Genomic DNA, 23,931 nt, shown 5'->3' on the forward strand with positions numbered 1-23,931 from the left:
ATATTGAATAAACGAACCTCCAGCTCTACTTCAAAATTTAAAAATGACGGTGAGGACAGGTGTGATAATTATCGAACGTCTATTCGTTTTTTGCTTGTCAAACGGTGAAAAAAAGCGTATGATAGAGATAGATAATTTGAGGAGGTATTTTCATTGAGTGAGAGAAAACAAGCTTTAGATATGGCTTTAAGACAGATAGAGAAACAATTCGGTAAGGGTTCGATTATGAAACTTGGAGAAGAGCAGAACCAACAGATTGCTACAATCCCGAGTGGTTCCTTAGCCTTGGACGTGGCACTTGGAATTGGCGGGTATCCTAGAGGACGAGTAATTGAAATTTACGGACCTGAATCCTCGGGTAAAACAACATTTGCCCTCCACGCAATTGCTGAAGCTCAGAGGCAAAGTGGACAAGCAGCATTTATCGACGCGGAGCATGCACTTGATCCAACTTACGCACGGGTACTTGGAGTAAATACAGATGAACTGTTGCTCTCGCAGCCTGATACCGGAGAACAAGCACTTGAAATTACAGAAGCACTTGTGCGTAGCGGTGCAGTTGATATTATTGTTGTTGACTCCGTTGCTGCTCTTGTACCAAAAGCGGAAATTGAAGGTGAAATGGGCGACTCTCATATGGGACTTCAGGCAAGATTAATGTCTCAAGCCTTGCGTAAGCTATCAGGTGCAATCAATAAATCAAATGCTACTGCCATCTTCATTAACCAAGTCCGTGAGAAGATTGGAGTTATGTTCGGTAACCCAGAAACAACACCGGGAGGCCGCGCACTTAAATTCTATTCTTCTGTCCGCTTAGAAGTTCGCCGAGCAGAAACGTTGAAACAAGGAAATGAAATGATTGGTAACCGAACGAGGGTAAAAGTTGTGAAAAATAAAGTAGCACCGCCGTTCAAACAAGCTGAAGTAGATATCATGTATGGTGAAGGAATCTCTAAAGAAGGTGAAATCATCGATGTTGGTGCAGATCTTGATATCGTTCAAAAAAGTGGTGCCTGGTATTCTTATAAAGGAGAACGCTTAGGACAAGGTCGAGAGAACGCAAAACAATTCATGAAAGAAAACCCTGAAATTTTTGAAGAAGTAAATCGTGAAATCCGTAGTCATTATGAGCTCGAAGCAAGTGAAAGCACAGACGCGGATACAGAGAATACATCGTCGTCATCTGATGAACAGGAAAGTCTTGACATATAATATGCAGCTGTCTATTCGGTTTTTATCGGAGGACAGCTTTTTTATTGAATTTCTGGTCAGAGGTATGAGAGGATAGGAAGTGGAACTTGTACTTGCTTTCTTACAATATGACTTTTACTTGAAATACTTCTGAAATAGTTCTGAAGTTTCCTTGACAATAAGTAAATTGACAATTAAAATTAACATTGTATAATTTTATTCAATTATACGGTAATTATTAATCCTTGTATTGATAATGGGTACATGACGAAGATAATGAATTGTACAACAACTTTATAGCAATAGGAGGTGAAAAATATGGACCACCCTTTGATCATCTCCCTTTTGCTAGTATTCATCCTTATCATAGGTCTGTTTGTTGGTTATCTGATTCGTAAATCGATTGCAGAAGCAAAGATTTCAAGTGCAGAAGACTTAGCGAAACAAATCGTCGAAGAAGCACATCGGAATGCGGATGCAGCTAAAAAGGAAGCACTCCTTGAAGCAAGAGATGAGAACCATAAATTACGACAGCAAGCAGAGGATGAGCTGCGTGAACGCCGTGCTGAACTCCAGAAACAAGAAAATCGCTTAACGCAAAAAGAAGATATTCTTGACCAAAAAAGTGTCTCTCTAGATAACCGTGAATTATCACTGGAGAAACGGGAAGAAGCTTTAACGGAGAGACAACAGCAAACTGAAGAAATGGAAAGCAAAGTGCAGGCTATGAAAGAGGAGCAGCAAGCTGAGCTTGAGCGCATTTCAGGTTATACAACGGACCAGGCAAAACAAATTATTTTAGAACGAATTGAAAAAGAAGTGAAGCATGAAGCGGCTATTATGATTAAAGAAACAGAGAATCAGGCGAAAGAAGAAGCTGATAAAAAAGCGAAAAGCATTCTCTCGTTAGCGCTGCAACGCTGTGCTGCAGACCATGTTGCTGAGACAACTGTATCTGTCGTCACCCTGCCAAATGATGAGATGAAAGGTCGAATCATTGGTCGAGAAGGACGTAATATACGAACATTAGAAACGTTGACTGGTATTGATTTAATTATCGATGACACGCCAGAAGCTGTTATATTATCTGGATTTGATCCAATTCGCCGGGAAATTGCTCGTATTGCCTTGGAAAAACTTGTCCAAGATGGAAGAATCCATCCGGCACGAATTGAAGAAATGGTAGATAAAGCAAGACGTGAAGTTGATGAATATATTCGTGAAGTCGGTGAAGAAACGACATTTGAGGTTGGTGTGCATGGACTGCACCCGGATCTTGTGAAAATACTTGGTCGTCTAAAATATCGTACAAGCTATGGTCAAAACGTATTAAAACATTCGGCAGAAGTTGCTTACTTATCTGGTTTGCTTGCTGCAGAACTAGGTGAAGATGTAATATTAGCAAGAAGAGCTGGTTTACTTCATGATATTGGAAAAGCGATTGACCATGAAGTAGAAGGTAGTCACGTAGAAATTGGAAAAGAACTTGCGATGAAATATAAAGAGCATGAGGTTGTCATTAATGCGATTGCTTCCCACCATGGTGATGAAGAACCTACTTCCATCATTTCAGTATTAGTCGCAGCAGCTGATGCCCTATCCGCTGCACGGCCAGGTGCAAGAAGCGAAACGCTCGAGAACTACATTAGACGTCTGGAGAAACTAGAGGAAATCTCCGAATCATTCGAAGGTGTAGAGAAATCCTATGCAATTCAGGCGGGTAGAGAGATTCGTATTATGGTAAAACCTGATGAAATTGATGATCTTGATTCATTGAGAGTTGCAAGGGAGATTCGTAATCGTATCGAAAGCGAGCTCGATTACCCTGGCCATATTAAAGTAACGGTAATCAGGGAAACAAGAGCAGTTGAATATGCCAAATAAAAGCAGTCATCGGACTGCTTTTATTTTTTGCCACCGTTTAAAAAATCTTTACTGGGTAAAATAATAATTCAACCTTCGCCACCCCTAAAATAAGAAAACGATGACACCAAGAAATCGAAATCGTAATTACTTTCATTCAGCGTAAGTGCAACTTTCTTCTGGAGGTTCGCAGTCCAGACACCTCTCGCTTTCCGCAGGCGGCTGGTGAGCCTCCTCGGGCTGCCGCCCTGCGGGGTCTCACCTATGCCTATCCTCCTGCTGGAGTCTCAAGGTGTCTGGACTGCTCCCAGGGAAGACCGAATTTGGAATCCTATTTATTATTTTAGAATAGAATTCTCATCATGATATGATTGTTTCCAATAATAATAACGCTCTCTTCCAGTTCAGTTGCCCGGTGGACGGTGACTCCTGCGGGAATAGCACGAGTCCGGAGACCCCGCAGGGCGATAGCCCGAGGAGGCTTCGGCTGTGCCCGCGGAAAGCATCCGTCCACCGGGCAACTGAACGGCGATTAGAGTTCTAAACTATAGGAACGAGCAAAGACACTTACGCTGAATGAAAGGATTCAGTAGTTTCTTTCGGTTACTTCCTAAGAGGGAGTAATTGGGAAAACAGAACAGACTTTTAAAAATTAGGAATTAGGTTAGGATGATGTAAAGATGAAAATTTTATTTATTGGTGATGTTGTTGGTTCACCAGGACGGGAAATGGTTAAGGAATATCTGCCAAGATTAAAAGAAAAATACCGCCCAACCGTCACGATTCTTAACGGCGAAAATGCAGCAGCGGGCAAAGGAATTACAGAAACGATTTACCGCAACTTCCTCGAATGGGGTGCCCAAGCAATTACAATGGGAAACCACACATGGGATAAAAAAGAAATCTTTGACTTCATTGATGAAGCCAAATACCTTATCCGCCCTGCAAACTTTCCGAACAACAACCCAGGAAAAGGAATCATCTATTTAAACGTGAATGATCTTAAAGTAGCTGTCATTAACATGCAAGGGAGAACCTTCCTGCCAGCAATTGAAGACCCATTTACCACGATAGATAACCTGATTCAAGAAGCAAAAAAGCACACGAACATTATTTTCGTCGATTTCCACGGTGAAGCAACAAGTGAAAAGCAAGCATTTGGCTGGTATATTGACGGAAAAGTCAGCGCTGTCGTCGGCACACACACTCACACACAAACTGCAGACGAGCGAATTCTTCCCGACGGTACCGCCTATATCACTGATGTAGGCATGACTGGTCCTTACGATGGAATACTTGGAGTAGAAAGAGAAGCTGTTCTAAAACGCTTTCTAACATCACTGCCTGTACGTTTTGAAATTACAAAAAAGGGTAGAAAACAATTAAATGCAGTGTTAGTTTCCATTGATTCAAAAACAGGGAAAGCAGTAGACATCGAAAGAATATTAATCAATGATGACCACCCCTTCTTTGCCTGACTGTTATTCAGAACATCCCTTTTGCTGAGGCAATACGAGTTGGTTGTTCCTGATGTCTTCTAACAGGTTTAGGGAATAAGCTTACAACTCAAAGAATATAGTAGAAATAGAACTATAAAACTGAGGTAAGGGAGGTACTACTAATGGAAGTATTGAAGGTTTCATCAAAATCTAATCCAAATTCAGTAGCAGGGGCTCTCGCAAATGTGCTTCGCGAAAGAGGAACTGCAGAAATTCAGGCGATTGGTGCAGGAGCATTGAATCAATCAATAAAGGCTGTAGCCATTGCAAGAGGATTCGTTGCTCCAAGTGGAGTAGATCTCATTTGTATACCGGCATTCACTGATATCAAGATTGATGAAGAAGAAAGAACTGCAATCAAATTAATCGTGGAACCAAGATAATTAAAAAGCAATCATACGCCTTCCTTCTAATCAAGGAAGGTTTTTATTTGCAGTTTCGCGGTATATATTGTTAAATTTATTCATAAGCCTTATACTTATTATGTTGTAAACTTATACATAGAAGTACTCATTGAAAGGAGAGCCGAGATGAACGAACAAGAGCGAAAGCAGCAGGCACAAATTAATACAGAAGAGAATTTCGAACGGATTAAACAAACGTCCAGTGAAGATATGATCGCAAAGTATTTCCATACCAATTACACCCCCAAAACCCCTGACATTAAAAAAGCAAGAAAGAGAAGGAAAGAAGAAGTCCAATTTAAATATGATTTTTCTATTCCCGAAGATATGCAAACGGTGGGTGAGGGGCGTAAGTTCTTAATTCGCACCTATGGTTGTCAAATGAATGAACATGATACAGAAGTAATGGCTGGAATATTTATGGAAATGGGTTATACTGCAACAGAAGATGTAAAAGAAGCAGATATTATCTTATTAAATACTTGTGCCATCCGGGAAAATGCGGAAAATAAAGTGTTCGGTGAGATTGGACACTTGAAACCATTAAAGCTTGAAAATCCGGATCTCATCATTGGTGTTTGCGGATGTATGTCCCAAGAAGAATCAGTTGTTGACCGGATATTAAAGAAACATCAACATATTGATCTTATTTTTGGAACACATAATATCCATCGGTTACCCCACCTGATTAAAGAAGCGATGTTTGGAAAGGAAATGGTTATTGAAGTATGGTCTAAAGAAGGCGATATCATTGAAAACCTTCCGAAAGCTCGTAAAGGAAAAATCAAAGCTTGGGTCAACATCATGTATGGCTGTGATAAGTTCTGTACGTATTGTATCGTCCCAATGACAAGAGGAAAAGAGCGCAGCAGAAGACCGGAGGATATTATTCAAGAAGTAAGACATCTGGTCGCCCAGGGTTATAAAGAAGTCACCTTACTCGGTCAAAATGTGAATGCTTACGGAAAAGATTTTGAAGATCTGGATTATACCTTTGGAGATTTAATGAATGACATTCATAAAATTGACATTCCAAGGGTCCGTTTCACGACATCACATCCAAGAGATTTCGATGATCATTTGATTGACGTATTGGCCCAGGGTGGAAACTTGCTCGACCACATCCATTTACCGGTCCAATCCGGAAGCTCGGAAGTTCTGAAGAAAATGAACCGTAAATATACACGGGAAGAATACTTGGAACTTGTCCGTAAAATTAAAAAAGCAATTCCAAATGTCACATTGACGACTGACATCATTGTCGGATTCCCGAACGAAACGGATGAACAGTTTGAAGAGACGATGACACTAATGGAAGAAGTCGGTTTTGAAGCAGCGTACACGTTCATCTACTCTCCGCGTGAAGGAACGCCGGCTGCAAGAAAAAAAGATGATGTACCAGAAGAAGTGAAGAAACAGCGTCTTTATCGTTTAAATGAACTTGTAAACAAACAATCTGCGGAATCAATGAGGAAATATGAAGGAAAAACAGTAAAAGTACTCGTTGAGGGTGAAAGTAAGAAAAATCCTGATATTCTCGCAGGGTATACAGAGAAGAATAAGCTTGTGAACTTCAAAGGGCCGAAATCAGCAATTGGTCAGATTGTGGAAGTGGAAATTACCGAAGCAAAAACTTGGTCCTTAGATGGTATCATGGCAGAAAGTAAAATTGAGGTGAAGTAACATGGCACAGTATTCAAGGAAAGAAGTACTTGACGCGGCAAAAAAATTGGCAGACATGCTAGCAAATACGGAAGAAATTGACCGCTTTAAAGAACTCGAAGCTAAAATAAATGCAAGTACAAAAATTCAAACACTGATTACAAAGATTAAAGCTTTACAAAAACAAGCAGTAAATTTACAGGCTTATGATAAGAAAGAAGCATTAGCTCGTGTAGAAGAGCAACTGGATCGTTTACAAAGTGAGTTAGACGGTATCCCTATCGTTTCGGAATTCAAAGAACTCCAAGTGACAGTAAATGATGTCTTACAGCTTGTATCTACTACAATTTCTAGGGAAGTAACAAACCGTATTATTGAAGGAACAGGCGGTAATGTATTAGAAGGGAAAACAGGTACAAAAGTAACAAAATAGCTAAAAACCAAGCATAATAGAATGCTTGGTTTTTAATCACGTATGAACGGTCTGTAATCCCCCTCTTCTAAACATGAGGGAAGCCCAATATATAAAGGGGGGATAAACAGTCCGTAAATCCCTGATTCTGTTCAACTAACATTCAGTGGGGGAGGTAAGGATACCTCCCTCATTGAATGAAGTTTCACTTTAGCTCTCCGCTTGGGAAACTGCTTAATCTTTAGTATGGATGAAATCTGTTTGGACATCTTCTAATTCATCATCTGTCACGGCATGCTCCCACACTTCATCGTCGTCTTCATCTTCCACCTTATTTGCATCCCAAGTCGGATCCACTTTTACGAGTAATTTTGTTTCGCCAATTACTTGCACGATAAATTCTCTTTCCACCTCAACTTTAATTTTACTTCCTTTTTTCTCAATTTTGCATTCCAGGCAATTTGGCTGCTGTAACACTTTCGCAATCACATCGAAATCATCATTCAGGCAATTTTCATCTTTGATGGATAGGGGCACAATATCACGATATGTTACTTTTTCCGTAACAACCTGTGTTTTTGTATTATCATTAAAGGAATACCAGATATTTACTTCATAGCTACCATTTATTTCTACACTATCCGTAGATTTCATTTTTGCGTGGTATAAATGATTAATCACCCAGCACCCGAGAATGCTCGAGGGACGGTTTGGGGGAGTAACCGTATGAAATTCCTTTGTAAACTTACGTCCCTTCCCAATAACTGCCTTGGTGATGATTTCTCGATAATCTTTTTTTAGAAAAGACATAGCTGTATTTACCTCCTCTTTTTTCATAGTCATTTTATGCATGGCAAACACCTAAAGTGCATACTTCCAAAATCAATAAATTAAATCCAATTCTTTCTACTGAAGTTGGAAAGAAATCTGCCTGACTTTCTAATATCTGCTGATTTGAAAAGAAAAAGTCAGCGGGTTAGAGGGAAGTTATTAATTTATGCTATAATGGCGGGAGAAGATTTCGGATATGTTGGAGGCTTAATAATGGCAAAGAATACACCAATGATGGAACAATACTTAAGAATAAAAGCCGCTCACCAAGATTCATTTTTATTTTACCGCCTAGGTGATTTCTATGAATTATTTTATGATGATGCAATTAAAGCGGCACAAGAACTTGAAATAACATTAACAAAAAGAGGCGCACAGCGTGAAAGTGAAGCAATTCCAATGTGCGGAGTTCCTTATCATTCTGCGGAGAACTATATAAAAACATTAATAGATAAAGGCTATAAAGTAGCAATCTGTGAACAAGTAGAAGACCCCAAAACAGCAAAGGGTGTTGTGAAAAGAGAGGTCGTTCAGATTATTACTCCTGGTACGGTTATGTCGCAATCGATGCTTGATGAAGGGGAGAATAATTATCTCTGCAGTCTTTCACATTTCAATGACGGCTCTTATGTCGTTGTTTATAACGATTTATCGACCGGGGAGAACCGTGTAACTCTCATTGAAGCAGGCTGGGAAGCAGTTCTTCATGAATTATACAATCAGCCGATCAAAGAAATTGTCATATCTTCCACTTTAGAAGAGGATTTGCAAGCGCAGTTAAAAGAAAGGTTACAGATTACATTATCTTATCAAGATGAAATTACATTTAATGGGGAGTACCGTAACTTAGCAGAGAATTTAAATGACGAACGTCTAATGACAGCCTTTAGCAGGTTGCTTAACTATATTCAACAGACCCAGAAACGTTCACTCGACCATTTACAACAGGCAACTGTTATCGAATTAAAGAATTATTTATCACTCGATATGTTTTCAAAACGTAATCTGGAATTAACAGAAACGATTATCAAAAAAGGGAAACATGGCAGTTTATTATGGGTGCTCGATGAAACGATTACAGCAATGGGCTCTCGTACATTGAAAAAGTGGCTCGAGCGACCGCTGTTAACGAAAACAGAAATTGAAAGACGATTGAATATCGTTGAAGTATTTTACAACGGGTTTATGGAAAGGGACATGCTGAGAGAAGCGTTGAAGTCCGTATATGATATGGAAAGATTGGCTGCAAGGATCGCTTACGGGAATGTAAATGCGCGCGATCTCATCCAGTTGAAACAATCCTTACAAAACATCCCTGAAATCAAACAAGTTCTCTATCAATTCCCAAATGAAGAAATGAAAGTATTAGCAGATGAACTTACCTATCCTAAAGAAGTCGTTGCACTGCTTGAGCAAAGTATTACGAATGACCCGCCTGCATCGATCACAGAAGGAGATATCATCAAAGATGGATACAATGCACAACTAGATGAATACCGTGATGCATCGCGAAATGGGAAACAATGGATCGCAGAATTAGAACAAAAAGAAAAAGAACGAACCAACATCAGATCACTAAAAATCGGATATAACCGAGTATTTGGTTATTATATTGAAGTTACGAAAGCGAATTTACATCTTTTACCAGAAGGACGATATGAACGAAAGCAAACGTTAACGAATGCCGAACGGTTCATCACGCCAGAACTAAAAGAAAAAGAGACAATTATTCTTGAAGCAGAAGATAAAAGTATCGAACTGGAGCATGATTTATTCGTTGAAATTAGAGATAAAATGAAAAATCATATTCCACTCTTCCAAGAACTTGCTGAGCATATCAGTCAGATTGATGTGCTTCAGTCCTTTGCTACAGTCAGTGAGGCAAATAATTACACAAGACCGCGCTTTGTGAGAGAGAATTTATCGATTAAAAATGGCCGCCACCCAGTTGTTGAGCAAGTAATGACAGAGGGGACATTTGTGCCGAATGACGTTCAACTGGATAACGAAAATAGTATTCTATTAATTACCGGTCCGAACATGTCAGGTAAGAGCACGTATATGCGGCAACTCGCTCTAACGGTAATTATGGCTCAAATCGGATGTTTTGTACCGTGTGAGGAAGCTGATTTGCTCCTATTCGATCAGATTTTTACGCGGATTGGTGCTGCTGATGATCTTGTTTCTGGTCAAAGTACATTTATGGTGGAGATGCTTGAAGCAAATCATGCTTTGGCAAAAGCGACCGATCGCAGTTTAATCCTACTGGATGAAATAGGCAGAGGAACGAGTACATATGATGGCATGGCACTTGCCCAAGCGATTGTAGAGTACATTCATCATAATATAGAAGCAAAAACATTGTTTTCCACACATTATCATGAATTAACTGCGATGGAAGAGACCCTTCCACGGTTGAAGAATATTCATGTCCGCGCGGAAGAATATGAGGGCAATGTTGTATTTCTTCACCAGATTAAGGAAGGTTCGGCAGACCAAAGTTACGGAATTCAAGTTGCCAAGCTCGCTGGACTTCCAGATGCATTAATTGAACGGGCGACGGCGATTCTTACAGAATTGGAAGAGGGTGCTGAACATGAACCGGTCACAGAAAGAATGGAAGCTGGTCAACTCTCCTTCTTTATTGAAGAAAATTCACCTGAGAAAGAAAATAAGCTCACAAAAAAAGAGCAGCAAGTAATCGATGACTTAGGACAGTTAAACTTATTTGAAATGACGCCAATGGAAGCAATGAATGCATTATATCAACTCCAAAAAAAGCTAAAATAACGGACGGCTTGAAGTTAGAAAGGATGTTTCTATGAAAATAAAACAGATGCCTACCGAACTGGCGAATAAAATTGCAGCAGGAGAAGTTGTCGAACGTCCTGCATCTGTTGTGAAGGAGTTGGTGGAAAATAGTATTGATGCGGGTAGTACCTCGATAAAAATAGAACTTGATGAAGCAGGAATTACCCGAATTAAAGTGACGGACAATGGGGATGGAATGACCGCGGCTGATAGCGAGCGGGCATTTCTCGCCCACGCGACAAGCAAGATCAGTAATGAGACAGACTTATTCCATGTCCGTACCCTCGGATTCCGTGGCGAGGCGCTTGCAAGTATTGCTGCTGTCAGCAAACTAACTCTCAAAACATCTACAGGAGAAGAAGCTGGTACTATTTTATCCATTGAAGGCGGTGAGATTGTAGAAAGAAATAAAAGTGATGCGAGAAAGGGTACAGAGATAACTGTCGAGCAACTATTTTACAATACTCCAGCCCGATTGAAATATATGAAAAGCCTTCATACGGAATTAGGCCATATTACTGATTTATTAAACCGACTCGCTCTATCTTATCCGGAAATTCGCTTTGAGGCGATTCATAATGGAAGAACGTTATTTAAAACTTCTGGAAGCGGTGATTTGTTGCAAGTCATTGCTCAAGTGTATGGCATGTCAGTAGCGCGCAAGATGCTTCCAGTTCACCATGAATCGCTTGATTATGAAATTACAGGGTATATCGCCCGGCCGGAAGTGACTCGTGCTTCACGTAATTTCATATCGACGATTATCAATGGCCGTTATATTAAGAATTATCCATTGGCTAAAGCAGTTATGGATGGGTATCATACAATGCTTACCATTGGAAAGTATCCACTCGTCGTTCTGAAAATAAACATGGATCCAATTTTAGTGGACGTGAACGTTCATCCAACGAAACTGGAGGTACGGTTTAGTAAGGATAAAGAACTTTATGAATCTGTGAAAGAAACCATCCGAACAGCACTTAGACAAGAGACTTTAATACCGGAAATCGAATATAAACAACCAAAAGAAAAACAGCAATCAATCCAAGAACAATTCACCTTTTCGGCACCTATGGAAGAGGAAGTGGACAAGCAATCGGTTAGAGAAGAAACCATTATTAAAGAACCGACAAGAGAAATACAGCCACCGGTCATGAAAGAGTCGATTCAGCAACAGGATGAAACGATCCCGGTGCCAGATCCTGAACCAGAATATCTAGAACCGGTACAGGAAGAGGCGGTAGAGGCACCTAAAGAAGACCGGATTCCATTGATTTATCCGATTGGTCAGCTGCATGGCACGTACATTCTCGCACAGAATGAAGAAGGCTTTTATATGATTGACCAGCATGCTGCCCAGGAGCGAATCAAATATGAGTTTTTTAGGGATAAACTTGGGAAACCGAGTACGGACTCCCAACAACTGCTCCTCCCTTTAACTTTTGAATTTTCGAACCAAGAGGCATTGTTTATCGAAGCATATAAAGAGGACTTGGAAAAGGTCGGGCTCTTTTTTGAACCGTTTGGGGAGAAAACGTATATCATTCGTTCCTGTCCGAGTTGGTTTCCAAAGGGATTTGAGGAAGAAGTCGTTCGTGATATTATCGAGCAGATTATGAAAGATGATAAAATTAATATCGCGCATATCCGTGAGGAAGCGGCAATTATGATGGCCTGTAAACGATCGATTAAAGCAAATCATCATCTGACGATAGATGATATGTTCCGACTAATTGAAGACTTGAGATCGACAACAGATCCGTTCACTTGCCCTCATGGACGACCGATCATTATCCATTTTTCCAGCTATGAGCTTGAGAAGATGTTTAAGCGGAGCATGTAAAGGTATAACCTCAAGCCTTCGCAGCCTAAAAACAGTTTGCTATCCCTTGTTATAATTAGTACTTAGGCCTATGGATACGACTCTAAAAGTTTGTTCCATTTCCCAATAATGCCTTTTTAAAAGTAAACGAAAGACATGACGGATTACCTTAATCAGCGCAAGTGTCTTGAGCATTCTCATTTTTAGCGTCCTAGTTCTACCCGCCGTTCAGCTTCCCGGCGGACCTCCAGATGAAAATTTACACTGAATAAAAGGGATCACCCAAAAAAATTCTTCAAACACAGCGAGTGCTTGATGAGGCTGCTGATTTACTTTCCTGTTTGAGGTGTGAAAGTTTTAGGGTATAACAAATACCTGAATGGAGTAAACTAGTAAGAAAAAATTCATGAGGTGAATAGCTTTGGATAACCAGTCGTTAATAAACTTTTTGAACCAATTACTATCCAATCACTTTATTCTTTATGTGAAGCTCCATCGCTACCATTGGTACGTTAAAGGAAAGAATTTTTTCCAGCTCCATGAACATTTTGAAGGGCTCTACAATCGTTCAGCAGACCAGCTTGATGAAGTTGCTGAACGAATCATTATGATCGGTGGCCAGCCGCTCGCGACCATGAGTATGTATTTGAAGCAAGGCACGCTTGAAGAAGCGAACGCGGATGATACAGAGGCGGAAATGATTACCCAATTAATTCATGATTTTGAGAAAATCGCTAATGAAATAAGAGAGACCGGTCTTGTATTAACAGCAGAATTCGCGGATGAACCGACGAATGATTTGCTTATTGAACAATTGGCATCATTCGAGAAAGAACTATGGATGCTCAGGAGCTATCAGGAAGAGAAATAACAATCTATAATAATCTAGGGGTAATACGATGAAAAAAACAGTCATAGCGATTGTAGGTCCAACAGCTGTTGGGAAAACAGCTCTCAGTATTTATCTTGCCAAACAACTGCAAGGTGAAATCATCAGCGGTGACTCGATGCAAGTGTACAAAGGGATGGATATCGGTACGGCTAAAATCCGTAAAGAAGAAATGGCAGGAATCCCCCATCATCTGCTTGATATGTTAGAGCCGACGGAAGAATATTCGGCAGCAGCATACAAAGCTGATGTGGAAAACAGAATCGAAGAAATTACCGCAAGAGGCCGCCTGCCTATAATTGTGGGCGGTAGCGGCCTATACATACAGGCTGCTTTATTTGATTATAATTTCCCTGACATCCCTCGGGATGAATTCAGGACTAAAAAGTTAGAAAATGAAGCAAGAGAAGAAGGGATTAACCAGATTTACCGCCGTCTTGAGGAGGTCGATCCCGATCAGGCAAGAAAAATTCACCCAAACAACCATCGTCGCGTTATTCGTGCGCTGGAAATATATGAAACTACCGGGAAAACCAAAACGGAATGGGAAAGTGAGCAAAAAAAAGAACCGAAGTACAATACATTGTTTATCGGGCTTGAAATGGAAAGAGCAACACTTTATGAACAAATTAATGCCCGCGTGGATATGATGATGGAAGAAGGCCTGCTTGAAGAAGTTACGGCTCTCTATCATGCGGGTTACACAAATACCAAGGCAATGAAAGCGATTGGCTATAAAGAATTTATTCCGTATTTAGAAGGCAAAGAAGGTCTCGATGAAGCAATCGAGAAATTGAAACAAAATTCAAGACGCTATGCAAAAAGGCAATTTACCTGGTTTAAAAACCAATTGCCAGTAGAGTGGTTTTCAATCCATCCGGAAGAAAAAGAGGAAAAGTTTACAATGATTTTGCAAAAGATAGCAGGAATATTGAAAATGAAGTAGAATTAAGATTATATAGATAGAAAAAGGGAGGAAGTACCATGGCACAAAATGTCAACATTCAAGAACATTATTTAAATCAATTAAGAAAGAATCACACTTCGGTTACTGTCTTTCTGACAAATGGATTTCAATTACGAGGGATTATCAAAGCGTTTGATAATTTTACGATTTTACTGGAAACCGACGGAAAGCAGCAACTAATTTTCAAACACGCAATTTCAACTTTTGCGCCAGTGAAAAATGTTAACTTAGAAAATGAGTAATAACGACGGATGCTATTATTGGCATCCGTTTTCTAATGAAACTTCTATCCTCCCACTTGCTGAATGAGTTTTACTTTATAGCATTCCTGTAAAAAGGAAGTTCGATTAAGTACTCTCATGTATGGGGCGACATCGAACCCGCGCACTTAGCCTGGATGGACACTACTGTCTTTGAATTTGGGCGTTTGTCACCCTTTTATGATTATTTACGTATACTGGGATGACGAAGGAGTGAGTATATGGAAACGGAAATGAGAGCGAGCCGGAATGGCCGGATCAATATTGTTTTGCAAGATACTCTATCCCAGACTGAAAGAAAGCGTTCAGCCGGTTTTAATAATCAGTTCAAACAAATAGAGGAAGCTTTTAACTCGTTTGTTGGCGTTAAACAAATTAAAACAACGATAAAACAAATTTATGCGACCGTACTTATTAACGAAAAAAGAAAGGAAGCAGGGCTTTCTTCTAACCAGCAAGTATTGCATATGTTATTTAAGGGCAATCCCGGTACAGGAAAAACAACACTTGCACGCAGACTTGCTAAATTATATGTTGACCTTGGAATCCTTTCGAAGGGACATTTTATTGAAGCGGAACGGGCCGATCTTGTTGGGGAATATATTGGACAGACGGCGCAAAAAACAAGAGCGCTAATTGAAAAAGCAATGGGGGGCATTCTCTTTATCGATGAAGCCTATTCACTTGCCCGCGGTGGAGAAAAGGACTTTGGTAAAGAGGCGATTGATACACTTGTAAAACATATGGAAGACGGTCACAAGGATTTCATTCTTATACTCGCAGGTTATCCCTCTGAAATGGGCCGATTTCTTTCGACCAATCCAGGACTGGAATCGCGGTTTCCGTTTATTCTTGATTTTCCCGATTATAAATTGGAAGAATTAATGGAAATAGCACATCAAATGGTTCGATTAAGGGAATATCAATTAACAATGGAAGCGGACAGAAAGCTAAGGGATTATTTATATCATCAATTAGCAACGAAAGGAAGACATTTCGCCAATGCCCGTTCGGTACGGAACTTGATGGAAAAGGCGATTCGGTTACAGGCATACCGACTCGTCCAGACGGAAAATTACCAACCGGAAAGGCTAATGGAAATTACCGCAGCAGATATTAAATTTGAAAATGAGTAAAAGAGAGGTAACTTATGGCAGAAAAGATTTTAGTTATCGCAGTAAGAAAGCCAGAACAATTACAGGAACGGTTTCAATCGTCACTCGATGAAATAATCTCATTGAGTAATACAGCCGGCGGGAAAGTGGAGGGGGTTTTCACGCAAAATCGCAACCACATCCATCCGGCAACCTACCTCGGTGAAGGGAAATTGAGGGAGATTAAAGATGAGGTTGAAGCAAAGGAAATCGACCTTGTTATTTCCAACGATGAATTGTCTAGCGGCCAATTAAGGAATTTAAATAATTATCTAGGAGTCCGGATTATTGATCGGAGCCAGCTGATCTTAGATATCTTTGCGCAGCGGGCTCAAACGAAAGAAGGTAAGCTGCAAGTGGAGCTTGCCCAATTGGAATATTTATTACCAAGATTACGAGGTCAGGGAATTGAATTATCCCGTCTCGGCGGTGGAATTGGGACAAGAGGTCCGGGAGAAACGCAATTAGAAACAGACCGCCGTCATATCCGGCGCAGAATCGGTGATATTAAAAATCGCCTAAAACTTGTTGTCAACCAGCGTGAGCAATACCGGAAACGCAGAAGGAATAATGCGATTTTCCAGATTGCCATTGTCGGGTATACAAATGCTGGAAAATCAACTTTATTTAATCAATTAACGGATAGTAATACACTTCAGGAAGATAAGCTTTTTGCGACACTGGATCCATTAACGAGGAGGGTCGTACTCCCCTCTGGATTTCAAGCGATAATGACCGATACGGTTGGTTTCCTTCAGGATCTTCCGACATCTCTTATTGCAGCATTCCGTTCAACATTAGAGGAAGTTGCAGAAGCTGATTTTCTTTTACATGTTATCGATGTATCCCATGTGGATTACGAACAACATATTGAAACAGTGGAAGAACTTTTACAGGAATTGGATGCAGATCAATTGCCGATGTTATATATTTATAATAAGAAAGACCTTCTAGAGGAAGATTTCATTGCTCACGAACGCCCGTATTCTCTTGTTTCTGCGTACGAAGAAGAAGATATGCAGCTCATCTTAAGGAAAATAGAAGAGATGTTAAAAGAGGTATGGGTGCCGTTCCATGTCGCGCTGGAAGCAAATGAAGGCAGACTGATGGTCCAATTGGAGCAAGAAGCAATCCTTACAGATAAGTCCTATAATGAAGCGGATAATCGCTATCATATTAAAGGATACATTCGAGAAAATCATGCATTATTAAACAGATTAAAGGAGTAATGAACAAATATGCTTTTGGACTTAATCAACCAGACAGAACAAGATATTAAAACATTGAAAGAACAAGTAAATACCGTAGTGGAGAAAAATCAGCAACGTGTGCTCGATGCTTTTATTGAAAATCGGGTAAGTGACAGCCATTTTAACTCTACAACTGGTTATGGGTATGATGATATGGGCAGGGACGCGCTTGAAGCGGTATATCGTGATGTATTCGGGACAGAAGATGCGCTCGTCCGTCCCCAACTCGTTTCCGGTACACATGCCATCTCGACCGCCTTATTTGGTGTGCTTCGACCAGGAGATGAACTCCTATATATAACAGGAAAGCCGTACGATACGCTCGAAGAAGTAGTTGGTAAAAGAGGAAATTCTCCAGGTTCATTAAAAGAGTATGCAATCGGTTATGGAGAAGTTGATTTGCAGGAGGACGGGGCTGTTGATTTTGCTGCCGTCAGTCAAAGAATCCGAGCAAATACGAAAGTAATCGGCATTCAGCGTTCAAAAGGTTATGATGACCGACCTTCTTTCACAGTGGCAGAAATTAAAGAAATGGTCGATTTTGTAAAAGAAATAAAAGATGACGTTATCGTATTTGTTGATAATTGTTACGGTGAATTTGTGGAAGAGCTGGAACCAACTCATGTAGGTGTTAATCTGATGGCAGGGTCCCTCATTAAAAATCCAGGCGGAGGAATTGTTCGCTCTGGTGGCTATATTGTGGGAGACGAACTTTTGGTCGAACAATGTGCCAACCGTTTAACTGCACCTGGACTAGGGAAAGAAAGCGGAGCGACATTAAACATGCTGCAAGAACTGTTTCAAGGATTTTTCCTCGCTCCTCATGTAGTTGGCGAAGCATTAAAGGGCGCAATATTTACATCACGATTCCTTGAATTGGCCGGGTTTACAACGACACCAGCTTACCAGAGCAAACGGACCGATTTAATCCAATCTGTCACATTCGATACAGCGGAGCAAATGATTGCATTTTGCCAGGCAATCCAAGAGAATTCCCCTGTAAATGCTTATGTGACACCATTTCCAAGTGAAATGCCAGGCTATGAAGATGAAGTCATTATGGCAGGGGGAACATTCATTCAAGGATCAAGCATTGAATTATCCGCAGATGGACCAATCCGTGCTCCGTACACGGCTTACGTTCAAGGGGGGCTTACGTATTCCCACGTAAAACTTGCTTTAACCCGGGCAGTCACAGCACTTGAGAAAAAAGGTTTTCTCCTCGTTGAATAGGGTATAGTAATATTTGGGTGGAGATTAACATCCAAACTAATAGTTGGAGGAGATTTAGTTGGGAACCGAAATTACAAAGGAAACGATCAAAGAAAAGATTAAAGAGGAAAATGTCCGCTTTATTAGACTGCAATTTACCGATATTCTTGGAACAATTAAAAATGTGGAGATACCACTCAGTCAATTGGATAAAGCGTTAAACAATAAGATGATGTTTGATGGTTCTTCAATCGAAGGGTTCGTGCGTATTGAGGAATCAGACATGTATTTATATCCGGACTTAGATTCCTTTGTTGTATTTCCTTGGACATCTGATAAAGGAAAAGTAGCCCGTTTCATCTGTGATATTTACAATGCGGATGGAACACCGTTTTCGGGATGTCCCCGTTATATTTTAAAAAGAAATTTGAAACGGATGGAAGAGCTCGGATTTGATACATTTAATATCGGTACCGAACCGGAATTCTTTTTATTCAAGCTGAATGAAAAAGGTGAACCAATTCTTGAATTGAATGACCATGGTGGTTATTTCGATCTTGCCCCAACAGATCTTGGGGAAAACTGCAGGCGGGATATTGTTCTGGAACTGGAAGAAATGGGCTTTAAAATTGAAGCATCACACCATGAGGGTGCACCAGGACAACATGAAATTGACTTTGAATACTCGGATGCTGTTCGTCACGCGGACGATATCCAAACGTTTAAGCTTGTCGTTAAAACGGTCGCAAGAAGACATAATCTGCACGCGACATTTATGCCGAAACCACTATTTGGTGTAGACGGATCAGGGATGCATGTCAACATGTCCCTGTTTAAAGACGGTGAAAATATGTTTTTTGATGAAGCAAGTGAACGCCAATTGACGGATATAGCTAGCCAATTTATCGCTGGGCTTCTGGAACATGCAACTAACTTCACTGCAGTGACAAACCCAATTGTAAACTCATATAAACGGCTCGTACCAGGTTACCAAGCACCTTGTTATGTAGCTTGGTCCAGTTCGAACCGGAGTCCGTTATTACGGATACCAAGTTCAAGAGGTGTGAGTACACGTGTTGAAGTAAGAAGTGTGGATCCGGCATCAAATCCATATTTGGCACTTTCTGTCTTGCTTGCTTCAGGCCTAGACGGGATCGAACATAAATTACAACCACCACAAGCAGTTGACCAGAACATTTATGCAATGACGAAAAAAGAAAGAATAGAAAATGGAGTGAAAGATTTACCAGCCACATTGAAAGAAGCGCTTGATGAGATGGAAAAAGACCCTGTCATTATTCAGGCACTAGGAAAACATCTCTATCAAAATTATGTGGAAGCAAAAGAATATGAGTGGCAAATGTTTAATAATACAGTTCATCCTTGGGAGCGCGAACAATATTTAACATCCTATTAATCTTGTAAACAAAACATCTGATCTTTGCACCGAATGCGAAGATCAGATGTTTTTTAATGAATATCTCTGTATAATCCGATTACTTTACCTAAAATACTAACCTTTTCATAAAATAATGGTTCCATTGTAGCGTTTTCTGGTTGCAAGCGAATCATTTTTTCTTCTTTAAAGAAACGCTTCACCGTTGCCTCGTCATCATCTGTCATCGCTACAACGATATCTCCATTATTAGCCGTGTTCTGCTGTTTTACAATGACCATGTCACCTTCAAGAATACCAGCTTCAATCATACTTTCACCTTCAATGACAAGGACAAATAAATTATCATCCGGGCTCGCATGTGAACTCGGCACAGGGACATACTCCTCGATATTTTCAACAGCGGTAATGGGTATTCCAGCAGTAACCTTACCGATTACTGGAGCATAACGAGCTGTATTTTTCGGAATATTCCCTTCACCGTCTTGATCTAATATTTCAATGGCCCTTGGCTTAGTCGGGTCACGACGGATAAACCCTTTTGCTTCTAATCTTTCCAAGTGTCCATGAACGGTTGAACTCGATGCAAGTCCGACAGCCACAGCGATTTCTCGAACGGATGGTGGATAACCTTTTGCATGAACTTCTTTTTTTATAAAATCTAAAATCATCTGTTGTCTTTTAGAAACTTTTGTCATCTATTTATCACCTCTTACATAGGATTTATTATTACTAGTTTACCATCGTAAGAAAGATTATGCAAACGTTCGTTCGAAAAAAACTGTTGACAGGACCACTTGTTCGTGCGATAATACGTTCTAGAACAAAAGTTCTAAAAAAGTGGAGGGATTTAACTATGTTCAATAGATTATTTGCGAAGTATTCAAAAGAAGATATATTCTTTACTGTCGGTTTCATCTTAACTTTGGTATTCTTATATTTCTCTCTCATTGCCAATGCTTAATCACCCAAGAAGGAGAAATCGAATCGTGAAAGCAGTCATCTATTGTAGAGTAAGCACAGATAAAAAAGAACAGGAATCATCACTCGCTAGGCAAAAAGAAGAATTGTATGAACTAGCGACCCGACAAGGATTGGATGTCGTTACATGTATTGAAGAGCAGGTGAGTGGTTATGAGATTAATAGGGACGGTATCTTTGAAATGCTTGAACATTTTTCAAATGAGGAAGCGGAATGCCTATTAATTCAAGATGAAACGAGACTAGGTAGAGGGAATACGAAAATAGCCCTGTTTCATCAATTACAAAAGTTAAATATTTCTATATACACAGCGATTCATGATGGAGAGCTGGAATTATCAGAATCAGATTCTATGGTTTTACAGATTGTCGGTATTGTCGAGGAATACCAAAGGAAAATTCATAATTTGAAAATTAAACGTGGAATGCAACGGGCAGTAAAAGATGGATATAATCCGAGAAATAATTTAAAAAATATCGGAAAAGCACCGGGGAGAGAAAGATTGGAAGTGCCGCTTGAGGAAATTGTACGTCTTCGCGATAAAAAACTTACTTTCGGGGAAATCACAAGCACATTAAATGGCTTGGGGTATAATATTTCAAAAGCAACCGTCCACCGTCGTTATCAAGAGTATGAACAAAATAGCGACCTGCAAAATGAAAACCTTAAATGAGACAAGTTGTATTGCTTGTCTTTTTTTGTTTTATGCTTTATAAATAAATGTGAAAAACAATAATAATACTACAAATAATTACGGTTATTATTGTACAAAGTAGGGTATTATTACATGTTAGATACAACCTGCATTAATCCTTCATGGAAACTGTAAGAGGAGGTACATATATGTTATCAAAAGAAAAACTTGCGCGGATTAACGAGCTAGCAAAAAAAGCAAAAAAATCCTCCCTAACCGATGAGGAAAAATCCGAGCAAAAACAACTCCGCGAAGAATATTTACAAAACATCCGCGGTTCATTTACAAACCAACTGAAAACCCTTAAAGTTATTGATCCAGCAGGTAATGACGTCACTCCACTAAAGGTGAAAGATATGCAAAAAAGAAATGAAAAGCACTAATTTGTTTGGGCATTCGACTTAATTCGCTTGTGAAGTTTGCACATTCATTATAGAATAGAAAATAGATACATATTATTGTGGAACTTTGAAAGGAGATAATTATGTCTAATATTGAACAACTATCGATCAATACGATCCGCACACTTTCAATTGATGCGATTGAGAAAGCCAATTCTGGCCACCCGGGTCTACCGATGGGTGCTGCACCTATGGCCTACACGCTATGGACTGATTTTATGAATCATAACCCAAAAAACTCAAAATGGTTTAATCGTGACCGTTTTGTTTTATCTGCAGGACACGGTTCTATGCTGTTATACAGCCTATTACATCTTTCAGGCTATGATGTTACAATTGATGATCTTAAAAACTTCCGTCAATGGAATTCCCGGACACCTGGACATCCGGAGGTTCTCGATACAGACGGTGTAGAAGCAACTACTGGACCACTTGGACAAGGTATTGCAATGTCTGTTGGAATGGCAATGGCAGAAGCACATCTTGCGGCAAGATTTAATAAAGAAGATGCATCCATCATCGATCATTACACATATGCACTGGTGAGTGACGGTGACTTGATGGAAGGTATTTCCCATGAAGCAGCTTCCTTAGCGGGCCACCTTGGCTTAGGTAAGCTAATTGCTCTATATGATTCGAATGATATTTCTCTAGATGGTGAACTTGATCGTTCCTTCTCAGAGGATACAGAAAGTCGTTTCAAAGCATACGGTTGGCAAGTAATTCGTGTGGAAGATGGTAATGATGTAGATGCTCTCCGTGCAGCCATTAAGGAAGCGCAAGCAAACACTGATCAACCAACATTAATCGAAGTAAAAACAATTATCGGATACGGCTCACCAAACAAATCAAACTCAGCAGCTTCCCACGGAGCGCCATTAGGTAAAGATGAAGTAACACTTACAAAAGAATATTACAAATGGGCTCACGAAGAATTCAACGTACCAGAAGAAGTGTACGCTGATTTCAAAGAGAAAATTCAAGATAATGGCAAGAAAGCAGAAGATGCTTGGAATGACCAATTCGCTACTTACAAAGAAAAATATCCGGAAGAAGCAGAACAATTGGAACAAGCTATCAAAGGTGAACTTCCAGTTAATTGGGAAGAAGCGATTCCTGTATTTGAAGAAGGAAGCTCTCTTGCAACTCGTGCATCCTCTGGTGAAGTGTTAAACGCAATCGCTAAAGCAGTACCTACTTTCTTCGGTGGTAGTGCAGACTTGGCAGGTTCGAACAAAACAATGATGAACGATGAAGGTGACTTCACAAAAGCAGATTATGCAGGGCGCAACATCTGGTTTGGTGTTCGTGAACACGCAATGGGTGCTGCCTTAAACGGTATGGCACTTCATGGCGGTTTGAAAGTTTATGGCGGAACGTTCTTTGTGTTCAGTGACTACTTACGCCCATCCATTCGTCTAGCTTCGATCATGAAGACACCGGTAACATATGTGTTTACGCATGACTCGATTGCGGTAGGGGAAGATGGTCCGACTCACGAACCGGTTGAACATCTTGCTGCATTACGTGCAATGCCTGGCCTTTCCTTAATCCGTCCAGCAGATGCGAATGAAACTGCTGCAGCATGGAGACTTGCGTTAGAATCTAAAGATGAGCCGACAGCACTTGTTCTTACTAGACAGAACCTACCGACCCTTCCTGGTACAGTCCAGAAAGCTTATGAAGGCGTGAAGAAGGGTGCATACATTGTAAGTCCAGCTGAGAAAGAAACAGCGGATGCTTTACTGCTAGCAACTGGTTCTGAAGTACAACTCGCTGTAGAAGCACAAAAAGCGCTGAAAGAAAAAGGAATTGACGTCTCCGTAGTAAGCATGCCATCATGGGATCGCTTTAACAAACAAGACGAAGCATATAAGAATAGTGTACTGCCTAAGAATGTTACGAAGCGTCTAGGTATCGAAATGGGTGCATCCTTCGGGTGGGACCGCTACATAGGTACAGAAGGTGACATTCTTGCGATCGATCGCTTTGGTGCATCAGCCCCAGGAGATAAAGTTGTAGCAGAGTTTGGATTCACTGTTGAAAATGTCGTACAACTAACTGAAAAACTTGTTAATAACTAAGATTAGCTAGATTTTCAAAAGAAGAGCAGGCCTCTAAAACGCGAATGTTTTAGAGGCCAATTTTTTAATCGACAAAACTAGTGGGAATTTATAACAGAATATGACAGTAATCGTATCGCGGAATACGTATAATGGAATGAAAAAGGA

General features: G+C 40.2%; 20 protein-coding genes. 18 read left to right on the plus strand and 2 right to left on the minus strand.

What is annotated here, in order from left to right:
* The first annotated feature begins 153 nt into the window (after nucleotides 1–153).
* From recA to GN217_RS09495, 6 genes are all read left to right on the plus strand, one after another.
* Complete coding sequence (gene recA / locus GN217_RS09470) at nucleotides 154–1,212, plus strand: recombinase RecA (RefSeq protein WP_156856449.1); 1,059 nt, start codon at nucleotides 154–156, stop codon at nucleotides 1,210–1,212.
* 297 nt (nucleotides 1,213–1,509) lie between these two features.
* Nucleotides 1,510–3,075: a ribonuclease Y gene (gene rny / locus GN217_RS09475; RefSeq protein WP_156856450.1), complete on the plus strand. Its 1,566-nt coding sequence runs from the start codon at nucleotides 1,510–1,512 to the stop codon at nucleotides 3,073–3,075.
* A 659-nt stretch (nucleotides 3,076–3,734) separates the two neighbouring features.
* A complete protein-coding gene (locus GN217_RS09480; RefSeq protein WP_156856451.1) occupies nucleotides 3,735–4,532 on the plus strand; it encodes a TIGR00282 family metallophosphoesterase in 798 nt (265 codons plus the stop codon).
* A gap of 143 nt (nucleotides 4,533–4,675) precedes the next feature.
* On the plus strand, nucleotides 4,676–4,936 hold the full coding sequence (locus GN217_RS09485) for a stage V sporulation protein S (protein WP_156856452.1): 261 nt from the start codon (nucleotides 4,676–4,678) through the stop codon (nucleotides 4,934–4,936).
* A 147-nt stretch (nucleotides 4,937–5,083) separates the two neighbouring features.
* A complete protein-coding gene (gene miaB, locus GN217_RS09490; RefSeq protein ID WP_156856453.1) occupies nucleotides 5,084–6,640 on the plus strand; it encodes a tRNA (N6-isopentenyl adenosine(37)-C2)-methylthiotransferase MiaB in 1,557 nt (518 codons plus the stop codon).
* A gap of 1 nt (nucleotide 6,641) precedes the next feature.
* Entirely contained in the window at nucleotides 6,642–7,052 is a 411-nt protein-coding gene (locus GN217_RS09495) for a YlbF/YmcA family competence regulator (protein WP_156856454.1), read from the plus strand.
* Nucleotides 7,053–7,265: 213 nt separating this feature from the next.
* On the opposite strand, the gene cotE is transcribed toward GN217_RS09495, so the two are convergent.
* Complete coding sequence (gene cotE / locus GN217_RS09500) at nucleotides 7,266–7,841, minus strand: outer spore coat protein CotE (RefSeq protein ID WP_156856455.1); 576 nt, start codon at nucleotides 7,839–7,841, stop codon at nucleotides 7,266–7,268.
* A 234-nt stretch (nucleotides 7,842–8,075) separates the two neighbouring features.
* On the opposite strand from cotE, the gene mutS reads away from it, so the two are divergent.
* From mutS to glnA, 9 genes are all read left to right on the plus strand, one after another.
* The gene (gene mutS, locus GN217_RS09505; RefSeq protein WP_156856456.1) at nucleotides 8,076–10,652 is read left to right on the plus strand and encodes a DNA mismatch repair protein MutS; all 2,577 of its coding nucleotides are present in this window, start codon (nucleotides 8,076–8,078) and stop codon (nucleotides 10,650–10,652) included.
* 31 nt (nucleotides 10,653–10,683) lie between these two features.
* Nucleotides 10,684–12,516 carry a DNA mismatch repair endonuclease MutL gene (gene mutL / locus GN217_RS09510; RefSeq protein WP_156856457.1) on the plus strand — a complete coding sequence of 611 codons (1,833 nt, stop codon included), beginning with the start codon at nucleotides 10,684–10,686 and terminating at the stop codon, nucleotides 12,514–12,516.
* Between the two features lie 400 nt (nucleotides 12,517–12,916).
* On the plus strand, nucleotides 12,917–13,366 hold the full coding sequence (locus GN217_RS09515) for a Dps family protein (protein ID WP_156856458.1): 450 nt from the start codon (nucleotides 12,917–12,919) through the stop codon (nucleotides 13,364–13,366).
* Between the two features lie 28 nt (nucleotides 13,367–13,394).
* Complete coding sequence (gene miaA, locus GN217_RS09520; RefSeq protein WP_156856459.1) at nucleotides 13,395–14,330, plus strand: tRNA (adenosine(37)-N6)-dimethylallyltransferase MiaA; 936 nt, start codon at nucleotides 13,395–13,397, stop codon at nucleotides 14,328–14,330.
* A gap of 38 nt (nucleotides 14,331–14,368) precedes the next feature.
* A complete protein-coding gene (gene hfq, locus GN217_RS09525) occupies nucleotides 14,369–14,593 on the plus strand; it encodes an RNA chaperone Hfq (RefSeq protein WP_156856460.1) in 225 nt (74 codons plus the stop codon).
* Between the two features lie 239 nt (nucleotides 14,594–14,832).
* On the plus strand, nucleotides 14,833–15,747 hold the full coding sequence (locus GN217_RS09530) for an AAA family ATPase (RefSeq protein ID WP_156856461.1): 915 nt from the start codon (nucleotides 14,833–14,835) through the stop codon (nucleotides 15,745–15,747).
* Between the two features lie 14 nt (nucleotides 15,748–15,761).
* A complete protein-coding gene (gene hflX / locus GN217_RS09535; RefSeq protein ID WP_156856462.1) occupies nucleotides 15,762–16,994 on the plus strand; it encodes a GTPase HflX in 1,233 nt (410 codons plus the stop codon).
* A gap of 9 nt (nucleotides 16,995–17,003) precedes the next feature.
* Nucleotides 17,004–18,248 (plus strand): methionine gamma-lyase family protein, encoded by a 1,245-nt coding sequence (locus tag GN217_RS09540; protein WP_156856463.1) that lies wholly within the window; start codon nucleotides 17,004–17,006, stop codon nucleotides 18,246–18,248.
* Between the two features lie 58 nt (nucleotides 18,249–18,306).
* The gene (gene glnA / locus GN217_RS09545; protein WP_156856464.1) at nucleotides 18,307–19,644 is read left to right on the plus strand and encodes a type I glutamate--ammonia ligase; all 1,338 of its coding nucleotides are present in this window, start codon (nucleotides 18,307–18,309) and stop codon (nucleotides 19,642–19,644) included.
* Between the two features lie 53 nt (nucleotides 19,645–19,697).
* On the opposite strand, the gene lexA is transcribed toward glnA, so the two are convergent.
* Complete coding sequence (gene lexA, locus GN217_RS09550; protein ID WP_156856465.1) at nucleotides 19,698–20,321, minus strand: transcriptional repressor LexA; 624 nt, start codon at nucleotides 20,319–20,321, stop codon at nucleotides 19,698–19,700.
* A 291-nt stretch (nucleotides 20,322–20,612) separates the two neighbouring features.
* On the opposite strand from lexA, the gene GN217_RS09555 reads away from it, so the two are divergent.
* The 3 genes from GN217_RS09555 (at nucleotide 20,613) to tkt (ending at nucleotide 23,784) form a co-directional block, all read left to right on the plus strand.
* Nucleotides 20,613–21,278, plus strand: coding sequence for a YneB family resolvase-like protein (locus GN217_RS09555; protein ID WP_156856466.1), 666 nt, complete (start codon nucleotides 20,613–20,615; stop codon nucleotides 21,276–21,278).
* Between the two features lie 170 nt (nucleotides 21,279–21,448).
* Complete coding sequence (locus GN217_RS09560) at nucleotides 21,449–21,682, plus strand: DUF896 domain-containing protein (RefSeq protein WP_156856467.1); 234 nt, start codon at nucleotides 21,449–21,451, stop codon at nucleotides 21,680–21,682.
* A 101-nt stretch (nucleotides 21,683–21,783) separates the two neighbouring features.
* On the plus strand, nucleotides 21,784–23,784 hold the full coding sequence (gene tkt, locus GN217_RS09565) for a transketolase (protein ID WP_370459759.1): 2,001 nt from the start codon (nucleotides 21,784–21,786) through the stop codon (nucleotides 23,782–23,784).
* The last annotated feature ends 147 nt before the right edge of the window (nucleotides 23,785–23,931 follow it).

This window comes from Oceanobacillus sp. AG (assembly GCF_009746545.1).
GTDB lineage: Bacteria > Bacillota > Bacilli > Bacillales > Amphibacillaceae > Oceanobacillus > Oceanobacillus indicireducens.